Genomic DNA, 15,105 nt, shown 5'->3' on the forward strand with positions numbered 1-15,105 from the left:
ATGATGGCGTTCGCCGCCGTCTCTTAACCAATGTGAATGCTGTCGCTCCGCAGCCACGCTACGAGATCCTGTCCGAAGCGGAGGCAGGCAGATGCCACTGGATTCCCTGATCGATCAATATGTGAGCAGCCGCAAGCGGCGGGGTCTTTTGTCGACACGGCATGCTCTCGAGGCGTTGAAAGAGGCCCTTCCGGCGCTGTCGATCGGCGAAAGCCATCTTGTCAATATGATCGCCGAGCGAGCGCTCGCCTTTGGCCTCGCCATCCACTTCGATCATTCGGGCGAGAATGCCGGGTAAGACATCCACGAGAGCGTCTGCTGATGCCACAGGACGAGGAACTCGGTGTCGCGTAGTTCCATCTTCATTGCCTGGCGGTCGGGCAAACATTCCGAGGCTGCTCCCACCCGTGTTCTGGGCGGGTGGTGAAAGTCGCCGGAGCGATGCCACGGCGTGCGCCGAGCCCACCCCGGCATTGGACAAGCTCCCCAGCTTTCGCCAGCTGGAGCTTACTTCTACTCACAGCAGCCCTAGCGAGGCTCGATGGGCCTTCGCGTACGGCGGTTTCGGAACTTTTGCTCCAGCGGGCGGTTGGGGCCGGCGAATTGAGGTTGAAAGGAGAAGATGATGACGGACAATAAAACCGAGCGTGATTTTCGCCACAAGAACCGGGTCTCGTCCAACGAACGCAACGAAGTCGAGCATTTTGCCCAGCAGAACGGCATCACGCCTGAGCAGGTGATGGAGCTCATCAAAGCCGCCGGGAATGACCGCGCCTCGTTGACCGCGGCTGCGAAGGAATTGAAATCAGTTTCCCGGGGCGGCTCGCTTACGGCATGAATCCGTCGCTACCGAAGAGGATCATGAACCTTCGAGAGTTTGAGTGTAGCATCATCCTGACGCACACGCGGAGCAGATCGAGCGTGAAAGTGACAATTCTACCCCTGCCCAACATGCGGAAAGCGCTGGAGGTTCGGGGCTGCGCAGATCGGCTATCGTCACCCCGAACCATAATCCACTCGAACGCGAGTCCTGGACGCACGGCGGACCGAGCCTACTTCCTGCCGTCGTTCAACAATAATCCCGCGCCGCAGTCAGCCAGCGAGATCGCCGTCGCCTGCCGGACGCGTGTCGGCTTCCAAACTGACAAACGCACCGCCTTTGTAGCGACGCTTTCCAGCCACGATCAGCTGCGCAGCTTTGCCGCGCTTGCTGCGCACCAATAAATTCCATCTCCTTCCCTCACACTGATCTTGCTCAGCGGTCGTTTTGCCGCTGCGGTAGGCGCTGTCCATCCGCTTCGATCGCGGTGGCGCCCAGTATCAACGCTGCCAGATCAAACCGCACAATCAGCACCTCAAAGCTGATCAGCAGAAGCAGCAGTGAATCAGGACCTCGTCGATCAGAGGCGGAAAGCCCAACTAAGAAAACCGCCGGCGGTGCCGATCTCGAAGAAATTCTAGCCCGCACGGTGAACAGGCTGGGGGCCGCATCGCGATATAGGGTTCAGCACAGCTCCAGCGGTACCGAGACGATCGACCCCTGCCCGCTCGGCGCCCCTCGGCCACGTCAATGACCAGCACGCGCAGCATGGTCAGCTGGCTTAGCCTTCATGGCGCAGATCGGCCACGGTCCGTCTCTTTCGGCTATGAAAACGTCACTCTGCTTTGCTAAACGCGGTGCTGGACCGGTTACCAAGCGTCAGATCTGGAGCATCACCTTGCCGGCCTCGATTCTCACCGGATAGATCGCGAGATTGACGCAGACCCGGCGCGCCTTGGCCTTGGCCGGCCGCAATTGAAGCGGCCAATATGCTTCAAGGCATTCGATGACGTCGTCGATCACCAGCCCTTCGGCCGGATGCGCCTTCTCATGCGTACAATATCCGTCGGTGGCGAAGAACTCGTCATTGGGCGAGCGGCAAACCGCGAAGCTGCGGCCGCGAGGATCGAAGCAGATGACATCCTCTTTCGAGATGTCGTCCACCGCGCACGCTTCATCCAGTCAGCCATCTCCGGCTCCGGCAAAATTCGCTATCGCTATTCAGCGGCCGCCGACATATCCACCTGGTGAAATTCGCTGCGATAGGGTCTGGCTGTCGGCGGCAATTTCCGCTCGAGATAAAAATCCTCATATTTCAGCTGTCGAAGCAGCACCGGCCAGACCTCGCGATAGGCATGCCACATGGACGGGTTCGGCACCGGCAGGTCGTGCTTGATCAGCTCGTGCAGTCTTGGCAGCGCATGATAGGGCACCATCGGGAACATATGGTGTTCGACATGGTAATTCATGTTCCAGTAGATGAAGCGGCTGACCGGGTTCATGTAGACGGTGCGCGTGTTCAGCCGGTGGTCGACGACATTGTCGGCCAGGCCGATATGCTGCAGCAACCCTGTCAGCACCATGTGCCAGCTGCCATAGAGGCGCGGCAGGCCGATCAGCACCAGCGGCAGCAGTGACCACGTGAACAACGCCAGCCCGACTGTCGCCGCATAGATGGCGACATGCCAGCGCGCAGCGATCACCGCCTTGTGCTGCTCCATCTCGGGGATATAGCTCTTCTCTTCATCGGACAGCTTGCCGAACGCCTGGCGCACCAGCGTCGGCAGCGAATAGCGGAAATCGAGAATACCGGTGAAGGCCAGCGCCGCCTTGATCAGATTTGGCGGCCGCATTACCGCGATTTCGGCATCGCGGCCGACGATGATGGTATCGGTGTGATGGCGGGCATGGCTCCAGCGCCATTGCACGGGGTTGCGCATCAGCATGAAGCTTGAGATCTGGTAGACGACATCGTTCATCCAGCGCGTCCGGAACGCGGTGCCGTGGCCGCATTCGTGCCAGCGCGAGTCGCTCGACGAGCCGTAAAGCACGCCATAGACTAACAGGAACGGCACCACCCACCACGTGCCCCAGAACCATACGATGCCGGCGGCCGACACCAGGATCGCCGCGACCCAGATGATCGTGTCGCGGATCGCCGGCCCGTCGGAGCGTTGCATCAACTCCTTGATCGCCTTGCGCGGGACATCGGTGTGATACCATTCGGCCGAAGCCAATCCGGTCTCGATGGCGCGCTTGGTGCTTTCACCGACCAGGCTGTAGTCACGCTTCCTGCTTGCCGTCATCATCATCTCCGCTTTCCTGCCTGCGCTCCGCGAGGGCCGCCTGGGGCCGGCCGGGCCGCGCCTGCTTCCGTATTCCGGCGCACTTCCCGCCCGCCGCGGCATACGATGGTGTGTTTCAAGCCGGTCACACCTGCAGTCTCGCAAAAGCGCCCGACGGCACAGGGTAATCCTGTTGCGGCTGCCGGGCGATCGAAGCTATCCTCGCTTCCGCTTGGGCGATCTGGCCGGCACCGTCGAGCACCCGGAACACGGCGTCATAGGAGCGGCTTTCGCCATGGTCCAGCCAGATCATCTCGCCCCGTTCCCGCGCGGCGAGATTGCCCAGAACATGATGCGTCGAGGGTTCGATTCCCAACGCATATAGGCCGGCCTGGAAGTTCTGCCACTGATACGTGCAGGGCAGCTGATCCTTGCGGGTAACGACCTCGAAGCCGAGGCCCAGGTGGTCATTGACGACGGCCACCGGCACCTCGCCCGCCGCATCGGCGCCAAGCTCGTGCTCCCAGACCTGCTCGCTGAATCCCAGCTGCGGCGCCGGCACGGTTCGGTAGCCGACCTTCTGCGCCTCGTAACGATCGCCGGCGTGCGCCGCCCAGACGACATCCCGGATTGGCGCCAGGTAGCGCGAACCCTCGTCGAGCAAGGGATGGCTGACATTGACGTGATAGAAATACATGTGCGGCGTGCGGCTGAAACCATGATTGACGACGCGGTCCGACAGCCGGATCTCGCTTCCGCCGACATCGGCCTCGATGCGGCGCAGCAAATGGAGATCCTCGCCGAACACGGTTGCCTGCTGGACGATGCCTTCCGCCCACAGCACGCAACGGTCGCCGTCCCAGGCCTCGCCGTAGCCGGTCAGCCGCGCCGGCACGGTGCCGATGCGGCCATGCAGCGAGTGCAACACCCGCTTGCGCCCGGGATAATTGTAGCTTTGGGCCGGCACGTCTTGCCGGCCCAGTATATGATCGAGGCCGCAGGTGACGAGCAGCCCCGAGAACGACCGGCCAAAGGCGAAACCGTCCTCCCCTTCATGCTCGTGCAGTCCGGGGTGGCGAAAGCCACTCGGCGAATGCCAGCCGATCGCCTGGCCCCGGAAGTCGCAATCGGCGATATCGAGCGCCCGGTCGACCAGCGCCGTGAAGCGCAGGCCGGAGCCGGTGCGGAACTCGAGCATCCGGATGCCGCGCTCCACGCCGTCGCCGAGCGTCATCAGCCGCACGCCGGCAAACTGCGACAGCATGCCGGACCGCTCGGCCACCTGCCTTCGCGACAGCGTCTTGCCGTAAAGCTCTACCATGCGACGTCCTTCACTTTGCCCTCGCCTCCTTGAGCAAGGCCGACATGTCGGCGCCGGTGATGATGCTTTCCACCGTCAACAGGTCGGTGTCGGCGACCGTCTGTTCCGCGACGATTTCGCCGCGGCGCATGACGATGATGCGGTCGGCGACCTGGAACACGTGGTGGATGTTGTGGGTGATGAGCAGCACCGAGTGGCCGGCGTCGCGCACCTCCTTGACGAAGCGCAGCACGCCGTGGGTTTCCTCGACTCCAAGATTGTTGGTCGGCTCGTCGAGTATGATCACCTTGGCGGCGAACTGCATGGCGCGCGAGATCGCGATCGATTGCCGCTCACCGCCCGAGAGCGTGCTAACCAGTGCATCGGCATCGAGCTTTTTCGAAATGCCGACCCGCTTCAGCAGCGCCGAGGCGGCGTTGCGAAGCTTGGCGAGGTCGAGGGGCGCGAACACGCCGAGCCAGCCGAAATTGACCGGCTCCCGACCCAAGAAAAGATTGCGCGCGATGCTGAGGTCCGGCGCGAGCGATGTGTCCTGATGGATAGTCTCGATGCCGAGGTCCATCGCGTCGCGCGTCGAGCGGATCGACGCCTTCTCGCCGCGCACGAAGATGTCGCCGTGGTCGGCCGGGAAGACGCCGGAGATCGCTTTGATCAGCGTCGACTTGCCGGCGCCATTGTCGCCAAGCAGGGCAACCACCTCGCCTTCGTTGAGGGTGAACGAGGCGTTCTTCAGCGCACGCACGTTGCCGAAGGACTTTTGCAGGTCTTGCAGACGCAGCACTTCCATCCTCAGCTCCTTGCGGCGTTCTTCTGCAGCAAAGCGTGCAGGATGAGCATGGCGAGGATGATGACGCCGACGAAGATGTTGTATGCCAAGCCCGGCACACCGATCAGCACGATGCCGTTGCGGATGGCGCGCAGCATCAGGGCGCCGACGATGGTGCCGAGGATGGTGCCGCGCCCGCCGGTGAGCGCCGTGCCGCCGACCACCACCATGGCGATCACTTCGAGTTCGTAGCCGGTGCCGGCCACCGGCGAGGCGGCCGAAATCCGGAACGCGCTGATCATGCCGGCCAGCCCGGCCACCACCGAGGTCAGGATGAACAGCCAGATCTTGACCGCGTCGGCCGGCACGCCGCGCGCCACCGCTGCGTTGCGGTTGCTGCCGATGGCGCTGATCCAGTTGCCGAGCTTGGCGTAGCGCAGGATGTAAATCGCCAGCAGCGACAGGCCGATGAACCACCAGAGCGAGGTGTAGAACCGGAACGAGCCTACATTGAAGCTGCCGGCAAGCAGCGTGACGAAGAAGCCGGGCTGGTCCCACGACTTCAGGGGGAATCCCTGCGTGATGTAGAGCGCCGCGCCGCGCACGACGAGCAGCATCGACAGCGTGACCAGGAAGGAGGAAATGCCGATCTTGGTGACGATCAGCCCGTTGATGGCGCCGATCGCGATGCACAGCACAAGCCCGGCCAGGAGGGCGACGCCGATGTCGATACCGCCATTCTGCACCAGCAGCATCACCACGACGGGCGCAAGGCCGAACACGGCGCCGACCGACAGATCGAACTCGCCCGCCGTCAGCAGCAGCGTCATGCCGAGAGCGATGATGCCGAGCTCGGGCAGGAACGCCATCATGTTGGATATGTTGAGCGGCGACAGGAAGTTGCCGTCGGCGATGGCGAATACCACGAGCAGCACGATGAGGATGATGAGCGAGGAGAATTGCGGCGAACGCAGCAGCGCAGACCTGCCCTTCGCTCGCTGCGTGTCGTCGTCTGCTGTGATTGCCATATCTGTCAGGACCATGCGTTTCGTCCGGCGCCCGCCATTTCGGGGCGGGCGCTGATTGTCGTCACTTGTTGTAGAGTTTCAGGATCGGCTCGACGCTCGAGGCGTCGTAGAGGCTGAATGTGTGAATGTCGTAGCCGATCGGCTCGCCAGAGGCCGCAAGCCCGAGCAGCGCCACCGGCATGAAGCCCTGCGCCGACGGGTACTGCCAGGCCGCAGCATTGACTAAGCCGGACTTGACCGCCTCGGCCGTCTCCTTTGAGTTGCCCCAGCCGACGACCGGGACCTTGCCGGCCGACACACCGGCCCCGTCGAAGACGCGTTTGATGCTTGCTGCCACGGAATCGCCGAGTGCAATGATTGCCGGCGGATTGTTGGCGACCATGTAGTCGGTCATCTTGGCGATGATGCCGGCCGGGTCGGTGCCGCAATCGACCACGTCGTACTTGATGCCGAGCGGATCGAAGACGCTGGCGATGCCCTCGGTCTCGAGCTGCTGGTAGCTGGCGCCCGGCACTTCGACCGGCAGGAACACCTTGTCGCCCTGCTTCACCATCTTGTGGTCGACGAGATACTTGGCCCAGATGACGCCCGCTTCCCTGAGGTCGGCCCCGACATAGGCCTGCCGCCCGGTCGCCGGATCATCGGTGTTGAAGAACACGATCGGTATGCCGGCGGCCTTGGCGGCCTTCACCTCCTCCGTCCACAGGCCGGGCTGAGCCGAGGTGGTAGCGATGCCGTCCGGCTTGGCGGCGAGCGCCGAGTTGAAAGCCTCCTTCTGCGCCGCCATGTCGCCGCCGCTGAACGAGATCTTGCAGGTCACCTTGAGCTGGTCACAGGCCTTGGTCGCGCCGGCATTCCAGTCGATCCAGAACGCGTCCGAAGGGCCACCATGCGACAGCAGATAGAAGGTCTTCTGGCCGTCCTGCGCGAATGCCGGCAGGCTCAAGGAGACCCCGGCTACCAGCGTTGCCGCGGCAGCCACTTTCAATGGGAATTTCAACATTCATTCCTCCCTTGGTTGGAGTTGCGCCGCCATGCGCCGGCGGCGCAACCGGCACTCACAGGCCGTTGGCGCGGAACTTCCCGTCGAGAAATGTTTTCGCCCGCGGCACGTCGTCCTCGGTCAGATGCTCGATGATGACGGGGATGTTCGGGTGCTTCTCACTGAGCCGCTGCAGATAGAGATCGTAATTCAGCGATCCCAGCCCGGGCGCCGGCAGCTCGATCTCGCCGACGCCGCGGAACGTGTGGCTCTCCATAGCATCCTCGTCGCCGATGTCGGCATGCTTTTCCGACTTGTCGCTGCCCGAACGCTTGACGTCCTTGGCATGCGCGATCTTGATCTTGTCGGTCAGCGTATCGAACACCTGGTTCAGGATCTGGTCCATCCTGTCGATGTTGTGGGTTTCGAAATAGTTGGTCGGATCCATCAGCAGGCCGAGGCCGGGATGGTCGACCTGCGCGAACATTTTGACCGTCTCCTCGACCGAGCCGACGACATTGTTGACATAGGTTTCGAGCAGGAACACCGCGCCGTGGTCGTAAGCCGTCTGGGCAAGCTCGGCGATCACCTTGCGGCATTCCTCGAATCCTTCCTCGGTCTTGTTCTTGGGATGATGGACCCAGTCGGATTCGGTGTTGTAGGTGCCGGTTTCGGAGATCACGTAAGGCGAGCCGAAGTCGCGGGCGTTGCGGATGATCTCCTTGAGATAGCCGACGCGCTTGTCGCGCTCGGCCTTGTCGGGATGGATGATGTTGGTGTAGCCCGACACGCAGCAGATCGGCAGGTTGTTGTCGCGGAAGACGTCGCGCACCTGCTTGGCCTTGTCCTGTGTGATCTGCCCGGCCGACAGATCGATATCCCTAAAATGCAGGTCGAGCTGCACCGTGTTGAAACCGAGCCCGCGGATCTTCTTTGCCGTCTCTTCGAGGCCGTACGGGAAATAGCCCGTGAAAATACCTGCCTGCATCATGATGTGAATTCCTCCCTGTAAGCGATTCAGTTGGCTGATTTTATCGAGATTTCGGAAAGCTTGACGGTGCGGCCCTCGTCGATCGAGCGATAGCCGGCCTCGACCAGTGCCATCGTCTTGACGTTGTCGGCCACCGATAATGCCGGCGGCGCGCCTGTCTTTACCGCATGCTGCAATTGCTCCATGACGCCGATGAAGGCGTGCGGGAACCACATCGTGTCCCAGCTCGGGCTGACCCATTGGCCGCCGGTCGTCTCGGTCGAGGCATAGGTCAGCGTCGAGGCCACGCCTTTCGGCCAGCCGATCGTGCCTTTGGCGACACCCTTGGTGCCGTCGACGCGCCAGTTGATGTGCTGGTCGTCCAGATAGCCCTCCTGGCGCGGTCCGGACCAGACATCCTCCAGCGACACGGCAAGCATGCCGGAGGGAAAGCGCAGCGTCGAGACGGTGATGCCGTCGCTATGCTCGAATGTAGTGCGCGGGTCCTTGCGTGTCAGCGTGGTGATTTCCGAGGGATCGCCGAACAGGAAGCGCAGCACGTCGAGATGATGCACGCTCATATTGGCGAGCGTCAGCCGGTCGTAGTCCTGAAGGAAGGTCTGCCAGTGCGGGATCGCATGCATGTCGATCTGCGCAAAGACGATGTCGCCCAGCGCGCCGCTGTCGATGATCTGCTTCAGGACGCGCATCGACTGGTCGTAGCGCATGTTCTGGTTGACCGAGAGGATCTTGCCGGACTTGGCGGCTTCGTCGCGCAGTTTCACGGCTTCATCGACCGACAGCGCCAGCGGCTTCTGCGCCAGGATCGCCTTGATGTGAGGCTGCTTCAGCGCATGGCGGATCAGCGCCGGCTGCAGATCGGGCGGAAAGGCAAGGTCGACGATTTCGACCTGCTGATTCTCGATCAGCTGTTCCGGCGTGTCGTGCACGGTCGGGATGTCCCAACGCGTGGCGACCTTCTGCGCATTGGAACGGGTGCGCGAGGCGATCGCCACCACGTTGAACCCCGCTTCGCGATAGGCGGCAAGATGGCATTCGGCCATGATCATGCCGGCGCCGATGCAGCCGATCCGGTATTCGCTGGTGCGGACCTTCACGTCCGGCTCGAAGCCTTCGCTCGCCATGTCTTCCTCCCGAAATTCTGTTTTCGCAGCCGCGATCATCTCGCCAACGCGCCTCCGTCCTGCCCGAAATAATGCACCCGGGCCGGCTCGCAGGAAATCGCTACCACCGCATCCGGCCTGATGTCGGGCTGGCCGCGCAGCAGCGCCTTCAGCCGCGCCTCTCCGGCGGCGAGCGTTACCACCGTGTAGCCGCCAAGCGGCTCGACCTCGAACACGCGTGCCGGGCGGCCAACGCCCCCTTCGACCCAGGGCCGGACCTGGATGTCCTCCGGCCTGAGCCCGATTTCGATCGCGTCGGCCGGAGCAGCGCGATCGGCGATGCTGACCGTGCCTTCTGCGGCCTCGATGCCACCGTCGCCGCGAACGGATTTGAGGATGTTCATCATCGGCGAACCAAGCAGTCGCGCCACATAGGTGTTCGCCGGGCGGTCGTAGATCTCCGCCGGAGCGCCGATCTGCCGGATCCTGCCATTCTCCAGAATGGCGATGCGGTCGGCGATCGACATCGCCTCTTCCTGGTCATGGGTGACGTAGATCAGCGTCTTGCCGAGTTCGCGCTGGATGCGCTTGAGCTCGACGCGCGTTTCCTCGCGCAGCCGCGCATCGAGCGCAGAGATCGGGTCGTCCATCAGATAGGCGTTCGGGTCGCGCACCAGGGCGCGGGCTATGGCCACGCGCTGCCGCTCGCCACCGGAAAGCTGCGCCGGCGGCTTGTGAAGGATGTGGCCGATATGCAGCTTGGCGGCGACATCGGCGACACGCTTTTCGATCTGGGCCTCGGCGACCTTGCGCTCGACCAGCGGGAAACGCACATTGTCGCGCGCGCTCATATGGGGGAACAGCGCCAGGTTCTGGAACACCATGGCGACATTGCGCTCGGCCGGCGAGACGGTGTTGACCGGTTTGCCGCCGATCAGGATCTCTCCGGCGTCAGGCGTCTCCAGCCCGAGCACCAGGCGCAGGATTGTCGATTTGCCCGACAGCGGCGGCCCGAAGAAGCAGAAGAATTCGTTGTCATTGACGGTGAACGAGGCGTCGTCGACGGCGAGCGTCGTGCCGTAACGCTTGCTGACATTGCGAAAGACGATATCGGCCATGTCAACCTGCCTTCATCGCAATGCCGCTGCGGGCATCGAAGACACGCACGGACGATGCCACGGGGGCGACGACGGCAAGCTCGCCGATCGACAGTCCGACATTATTGTCGAACACCGCCTTCACGGCGGTCTCGCCATCGCCGAGATGGACGATGGTCCTCGCGCCGATCCGCTCGACGAAGCTCACCGGCATGGCGAGGCCCTGCCCGCTCTGCACCAGCGACACCTGTTCGGGCCGGAAGCCGTAAAGCACCTCAGAGCGCGATCCACGCAAGGTGGCGGCCAGCGCATCCGGCAGCGTCGGCGTGACCCCCAGCTGCCCGAGATCGACCACCAGGCCCCGGTCGCTCTCCGCCGGCCTTCCCTTCAGCAGGTTCATGCCCGGAGCGCCGATGAAGCGGGCGACGAAGACATTGGCTGGATTGTTGTAGACTTCCAGCGGCGTTCCCACCTGCTGCAGCACGCCCTGATCCATGACGGCAATGCGGTCGGCCATGGTCATGGCCTCGAGCTGGTCATGGGTGACGTAGACCATCGTCTGCCTGAACTGGCGCTGCAGCTGCTTGAGCTCGGTCCGCATTACCGCCCGGAAGGCGGCGTCGACATTGGACAGCGGCTCGTCGAGCAGGAAGATGGCCGGCTCCATGATCGCCGAGCGTCCGATTGCCACCCGCTGCAGGATGTTGACCGAGAGCCGGTCGGCCTTGCGGTCGAGCAGCGGCGTCAACTGCAGCAGCTCGGCGGTGGCGCCGACGCGGCGGTCGATCTCAGCTTTCGCCGCACCACGCATCCGCGGCCCGTAGCCAAGGTTCTGGCGCACCGTCATGTGGGTGAAGATGGCATAGTTCTGGAAAACGAAGCCGACGCCGCGCCGGCCCATCGGCACGCCGGCCATGTCGCGCTCGCCGAACAGGATCTTGCCGCTGGTCGGCTCCTCCATGCCGGCTATCATGTTCATCGTTGTCGACTTGCCGCAGCCCGAAGGCCCGAGCAGCGCCATGAACTCGCCATCGGCGATGTCGAGGTCCATGGTCTTCAGCGCCGTGAACTCGCCAAAGGTCTTGACCAGGTTGCGCAGCTGGATCGCGCTCATGCCGGCACCAGCCTTGCGCGCGCCATGCGCTTCATGGCCAATACCGCAACGATCGAAAGCACGACCAGGATGGCCAGCGCGATCGCCGCCACATAGCCCCAGATCAGGTCCTGCGTCGTGACCTTGTAGATGTAGACGGAGATCGTCTCCGTGGCGACGCCGGGGCCGCCGCCGGTCATGATGTAGAGCGTGTCGAAGATCTTGAAGTTCTCGATGACACGGATCGCCAGCGCGATGATGATGATCGTCTTCATCTTCGGCAGCACGATGGTGACCAAGCGCTGCCACGCATTGGCGCCGAGCAGGGTCGCCGCCTTGATCTGGTCCTGCGGCACGCCGACCAGGCCGGCAAGCAGGATCAGGAACATCAGCGGCGTCCATTGCCAGATGTCGGCGATGATCACCGCGATCAGCGCCAGCGTCGGGTCCGACAGCCAGGCGATGGTGACGCGTGACCCGCTGAGTGCCGACAGGATGTCGTTCAGCGGCCCGCCCGACTGGAACAGCATGAAGAACATGTAGCCGGCCACCGCCGGAACCACCATCATCGGCATCAGCAGGATCGAATAGAAGATCCGCTTGCCCGGAAAATCGTCCGCGAACAGCGTCGCCAATGCCAGGCCAAGCAGGAATTCGACGGGCACGCACACGACCATGACGATGGCCGTGCGCCTCAGCGCGCTCCAGAAGCGCGCATCGGCGGCAAGGTCGGTGTAGTTGGCGAAGCTGTTCCACATCTCCCATGCGTTCCACCAGCCGAGGCCGGAGAGCGGCGACCAGTCGGTGACGCTGATGTAGAGCTGCATCAGCAGCGGGAAGACGGAGATGAAGAGCACCAAAACCTGCGCCGGCAGCGTCAGCCGGAATCCCAGCCGCGCTCCCTCGTCCCGCAGCGCGGGCTTGCCAAGCGCGGCCTTTGCGTCCTTTGAGACAGTCACGGTCACCGCGCTCATTGCTTGAGCGCGCCGAACGTCAGTCCGCGCACCAGATGGCGCTGGATGGCGATGCCCATGATGACCGGCGGCACCGCGGCGATAAGACCGAGCGCGGCCTTGGCGCCATAGAGCTGCCCGGTCATCGAGGAGGACAGCGAGGCCATGTAGACGGGGATCGTCACCCATTCACGCGTCGTCAGCAGCAGCGCGATCAGATAGTCCGACCAGTTGAGGATGAAGACGAAGAGGGCGGCGCTGGCCAGCGGTGCGCGCATCATCGGCAGCGTGATGCGCGTGAAGACGCGCAGCCGCGAACAGCCTTCGACAAGCGCCGCTTCCTCGATCTCGCGCGGCATGTCGTCGAAGAAGGTCTTCATGAGCCAGAAAGCGAACGGCAGGGTGACGATGCCGTAGATCAGGGCCAGGCCAAACCAGCTGTCGGTGAAGTTCAGGAAGGCCCACATGATCATGACCGGGATCATCACCGCCATTGGCGGAAACAGCCTGAGCTGGATCAGCGCCAGCGGCAGGTTCTGGCCGGAGCCGAAACGCGACAGCCCGTAGGCCGCAGCCGTGCCCGCCGACATTGCGATCGCCGTGCCGAACACCGAAGACAGCAGCGACGACAGGATCGGCTTCAGCGCGGTGCGGTCGAGCGCCACGATCAGATTGTTGTTGGACTCGCCGAAGACGAACTGGAAATTGCCGAGCGTCGGGTTCTTCGGCCACCATGTCAGGTCGGCGCCGGTCGCCGACCATTCGGCGATCGGCTTGAAGGCCATCGACACCATCCACAGGATCGGTACCAGCGTCACCGCCATCGCCGCGAAGATCGCGGCGTAGCGGAATATCTCGAAGGGGACGGAACGCTTCATCTGGCTGCTTTGCTGGTGGCGTTGACTGCGGCGGGGAGGAACAGATGCTCCTCCCCTCCAGCGCTGATCCAGGGAGACGGATCAGCTGATCGGGTCGAGAACCGTCGGCCAGGCCTCCTTGTTCGTCCTGATGGCTTCGAGCAATTTGTCCTCGCCGATGCGGCGGGCGATCTTCTTCCACTCCGCTTCCGTGTCGGCCATCGCCTGTTCCGCTGTCTTGGCCTTGGTCAGCGACGCCATCAGATTTTCGTCCAATGCGTTGTGGAAGGCGGTGGCGCCGGGATAGTTGATCGTCGGCACCGTGCGGGCGACGGTCTCGCGCACCACGTCGATGTGGTAGGCGTGGTAGGTCTGGCGCACCAGCGGATCGGAGAAATCCGAGAGCCGGAACGGATCGAGATAGCCGCCCGGATTGGCGCTCATCCAGGCATATATGCGGGCGGAGCCCAGCCACTGCAGCAAAAGGTAGGCGACCTCCTGGTTTTTCGACTGAGACGAGACCATGCCGGTCAGCGAGAACCACAGCACGGAACGGCTGATCAGCTTGCCGTCGACTTCGCGGCCGGGCGGCAGCATCGAGCCGATCTTGCCGGTGACGGCGGAATCCTTGTTGCCGGCATTGTCGAGGAATTTCGGCAGGTTCGAGAAGGCGCAGGTCATCGCCGCGCCGCCCTTGGCGAAATTTCCATACTGCTCCGGCCAGCCCCAGGAGATCGCGTCCGGCGAGTGATGAACGAGCGAGCCGACATATTCGTTGGTGGCGGCAATGCCGTGCTCGGAATTGATCAGCGGCTTGCCGTCGTCGCCGAACAGGAACTGGTTGGGCGATGCCATCGAGACATAGCGCTGATACCAGTTGGTGTAGCCCCAACCCTGGTTGCGCAGGTCGGTGGAGCCGAACAGGCCCTTGTCGGGCCGCTGGAAGAAGCCCGCGATGTCACTGTGCTGCTTCCAGGTCTTCGGCGGCGCCAGATCGTAGCCGAATTTGTCCTTGAACGCCTTCTGCTCGGCGGCGTCGCCGAACAGGTCGGTGCGGTAGACCCAGGTCTGGAAGTCGCCGTCCAGCGACACGCCATAGTTGGACCCGCGATATTTGTTGAGCAGCGACACGCCCTTGGCGCCGTCGACATAGCCGGTCTTGGGATCGTCCCATTCGGGCTTGTACTGGGCGACGAAGTCGTCGAGCTTGGCGATGCCGCCGGTCTCGGCAAGGTCGCCGAGGCGGTTCCATTCCGTCGAGTAGATGTCATAGGCCCCACCCTTGGTGGAGATGTCCTGCATCGTCTTCGTGAATTCCTGGCCGTTCGGCAGGCCGACGATCTCGATCTGGATGCCGGTTTCCTTTTCCCACAGCTCCTTGATCGACGGCGCACCCGCCGGGAAAGGCTGTGTGAGTTGACCAATCGAGCCATCCGACAGGCCAAGCACGATCTTGGCCGGCGCCTTGCCTGCTCCCTTCAAGGCCTTGGCCGCCTCAACGGCACGGCCTTCCGGCGTGTCGGCGCCATATTGATAGCGCTCGGCGCCCTCGAAACCGGTGGGGCCGCCTACCATGCCTGGCGCCAGCGCGTCGGCCGCAACGGCACGGCCGGGACGGATGAATTGCGGTGCGATACCGGCCGCAGCCACGAACGCCGCCGCCTTTCCTCCGGACGCCAACAAGCCGCGTCGCGATATGCGGATCAAATCAGACATTGGAATTCCTCCCTCAGGCCCGATGTTTCCTCCACGAGCCCATTGAGGGATATTGACGGCAGCACCGGAAGGCTGTCAACATCATAAATACTC

At 63.1% G+C, this 15,105-nt stretch carries 15 protein-coding genes and 1 pseudogene; 2 read left to right on the forward strand and 14 right to left on the reverse strand.

The annotated features are described in order from the left end of the window. Positions 1-91 precede the first annotated feature (91 nt). Positions 92-298, forward strand: a complete 207-nt coding sequence (locus NKI61_RS11885) for a hypothetical protein (protein WP_352518860.1) — start codon at positions 92-94, stop codon at positions 296-298. Between the two features lie 324 nt (positions 299-622). Further along, positions 623-838, forward strand: coding sequence for a DUF3606 domain-containing protein (locus tag NKI61_RS11890; RefSeq protein WP_352518861.1), 216 nt, complete (start codon positions 623-625; stop codon positions 836-838). Between the two features lie 254 nt (positions 839-1,092). On the opposite strand, the gene NKI61_RS11895 is transcribed toward NKI61_RS11890, so the two are convergent. The 14 genes and pseudogenes from NKI61_RS11895 to NKI61_RS11960 all read right to left on the reverse strand — a co-directional run bounded on the left by NKI61_RS11895 (position 1,093) and on the right by NKI61_RS11960 (position 15,012). Continuing rightward, positions 1,093-1,293, reverse strand: a complete 201-nt coding sequence (locus tag NKI61_RS11895) for a hypothetical protein (RefSeq protein ID WP_156929821.1) — start codon at positions 1,291-1,293, stop codon at positions 1,093-1,095. 406 nt (positions 1,294-1,699) lie between these two features. Continuing rightward, a pseudogene (locus tag NKI61_RS11900) lies at positions 1,700-2,010 on the reverse strand (Rieske 2Fe-2S domain-containing protein). A gap of 27 nt (positions 2,011-2,037) precedes the next feature. Further along, complete coding sequence (locus NKI61_RS11905; RefSeq protein WP_502897156.1) at positions 2,038-3,126, reverse strand: fatty acid desaturase family protein; 1,089 nt, start codon at positions 3,124-3,126, stop codon at positions 2,038-2,040. A 124-nt stretch (positions 3,127-3,250) separates the two neighbouring features. Beyond that, positions 3,251-4,426: an aldose 1-epimerase family protein gene (locus NKI61_RS11910; protein WP_352518862.1), complete on the reverse strand. Its 1,176-nt coding sequence runs from the start codon at positions 4,424-4,426 to the stop codon at positions 3,251-3,253. A gap of 10 nt (positions 4,427-4,436) precedes the next feature. Further along, on the reverse strand, positions 4,437-5,219 hold the full coding sequence (locus NKI61_RS11915) for an ATP-binding cassette domain-containing protein (RefSeq protein WP_196814833.1): 783 nt from the start codon (positions 5,217-5,219) through the stop codon (positions 4,437-4,439). Then, positions 5,216-6,220, reverse strand: a complete 1,005-nt coding sequence (locus NKI61_RS11920) for an ABC transporter permease (RefSeq protein ID WP_050586906.1) — start codon at positions 6,218-6,220, stop codon at positions 5,216-5,218. The genes NKI61_RS11915 and NKI61_RS11920 overlap by 4 nt, the downstream gene beginning before the upstream one ends. Positions 6,221-6,281: 61 nt before the next feature. Beyond that, positions 6,282-7,223, reverse strand: a complete 942-nt coding sequence (locus tag NKI61_RS11925) for a sugar ABC transporter substrate-binding protein (protein WP_352839597.1) — start codon at positions 7,221-7,223, stop codon at positions 6,282-6,284. A gap of 55 nt (positions 7,224-7,278) precedes the next feature. Beyond that, entirely contained in the window at positions 7,279-8,193 is a 915-nt protein-coding gene (locus NKI61_RS11930; protein ID WP_352518863.1) for a sugar phosphate isomerase/epimerase family protein, read from the reverse strand. 26 nt (positions 8,194-8,219) lie between these two features. Continuing rightward, positions 8,220-9,317, reverse strand: coding sequence for a Gfo/Idh/MocA family protein (locus NKI61_RS11935; RefSeq protein WP_352518864.1), 1,098 nt, complete (start codon positions 9,315-9,317; stop codon positions 8,220-8,222). Between the two features lie 35 nt (positions 9,318-9,352). Further along, positions 9,353-10,414 carry an ABC transporter ATP-binding protein gene (locus tag NKI61_RS11940; protein ID WP_023715435.1) on the reverse strand — a complete coding sequence of 354 codons (1,062 nt, stop codon included), beginning with the start codon at positions 10,412-10,414 and terminating at the stop codon, positions 9,353-9,355. 1 nt (position 10,415) lies between these two features. Next, positions 10,416-11,507, reverse strand: a complete 1,092-nt coding sequence (locus NKI61_RS11945; protein WP_023715434.1) for an ABC transporter ATP-binding protein — start codon at positions 11,505-11,507, stop codon at positions 10,416-10,418. After that, positions 11,504-12,460, reverse strand: coding sequence for a carbohydrate ABC transporter permease (locus NKI61_RS11950; RefSeq protein WP_352839600.1), 957 nt, complete (start codon positions 12,458-12,460; stop codon positions 11,504-11,506). The genes NKI61_RS11945 and NKI61_RS11950 overlap by 4 nt, the downstream gene beginning before the upstream one ends. Then, positions 12,457-13,317: a carbohydrate ABC transporter permease gene (locus NKI61_RS11955; RefSeq protein WP_023669474.1), complete on the reverse strand. Its 861-nt coding sequence runs from the start codon at positions 13,315-13,317 to the stop codon at positions 12,457-12,459. Before NKI61_RS11955 ends, NKI61_RS11950 begins: the two co-directional genes overlap by 4 nt. An 81-nt stretch (positions 13,318-13,398) precedes the next feature. Further along, positions 13,399-15,012, reverse strand: coding sequence for an extracellular solute-binding protein (locus NKI61_RS11960; RefSeq protein WP_023682259.1), 1,614 nt, complete (start codon positions 15,010-15,012; stop codon positions 13,399-13,401). Positions 15,013-15,105: the final 93 nt, after the last annotated feature.

The organism is Mesorhizobium sp. M0514, assembly GCF_040321145.1.
Taxonomy (GTDB): Bacteria; Pseudomonadota; Alphaproteobacteria; order Rhizobiales; family Rhizobiaceae; genus Mesorhizobium.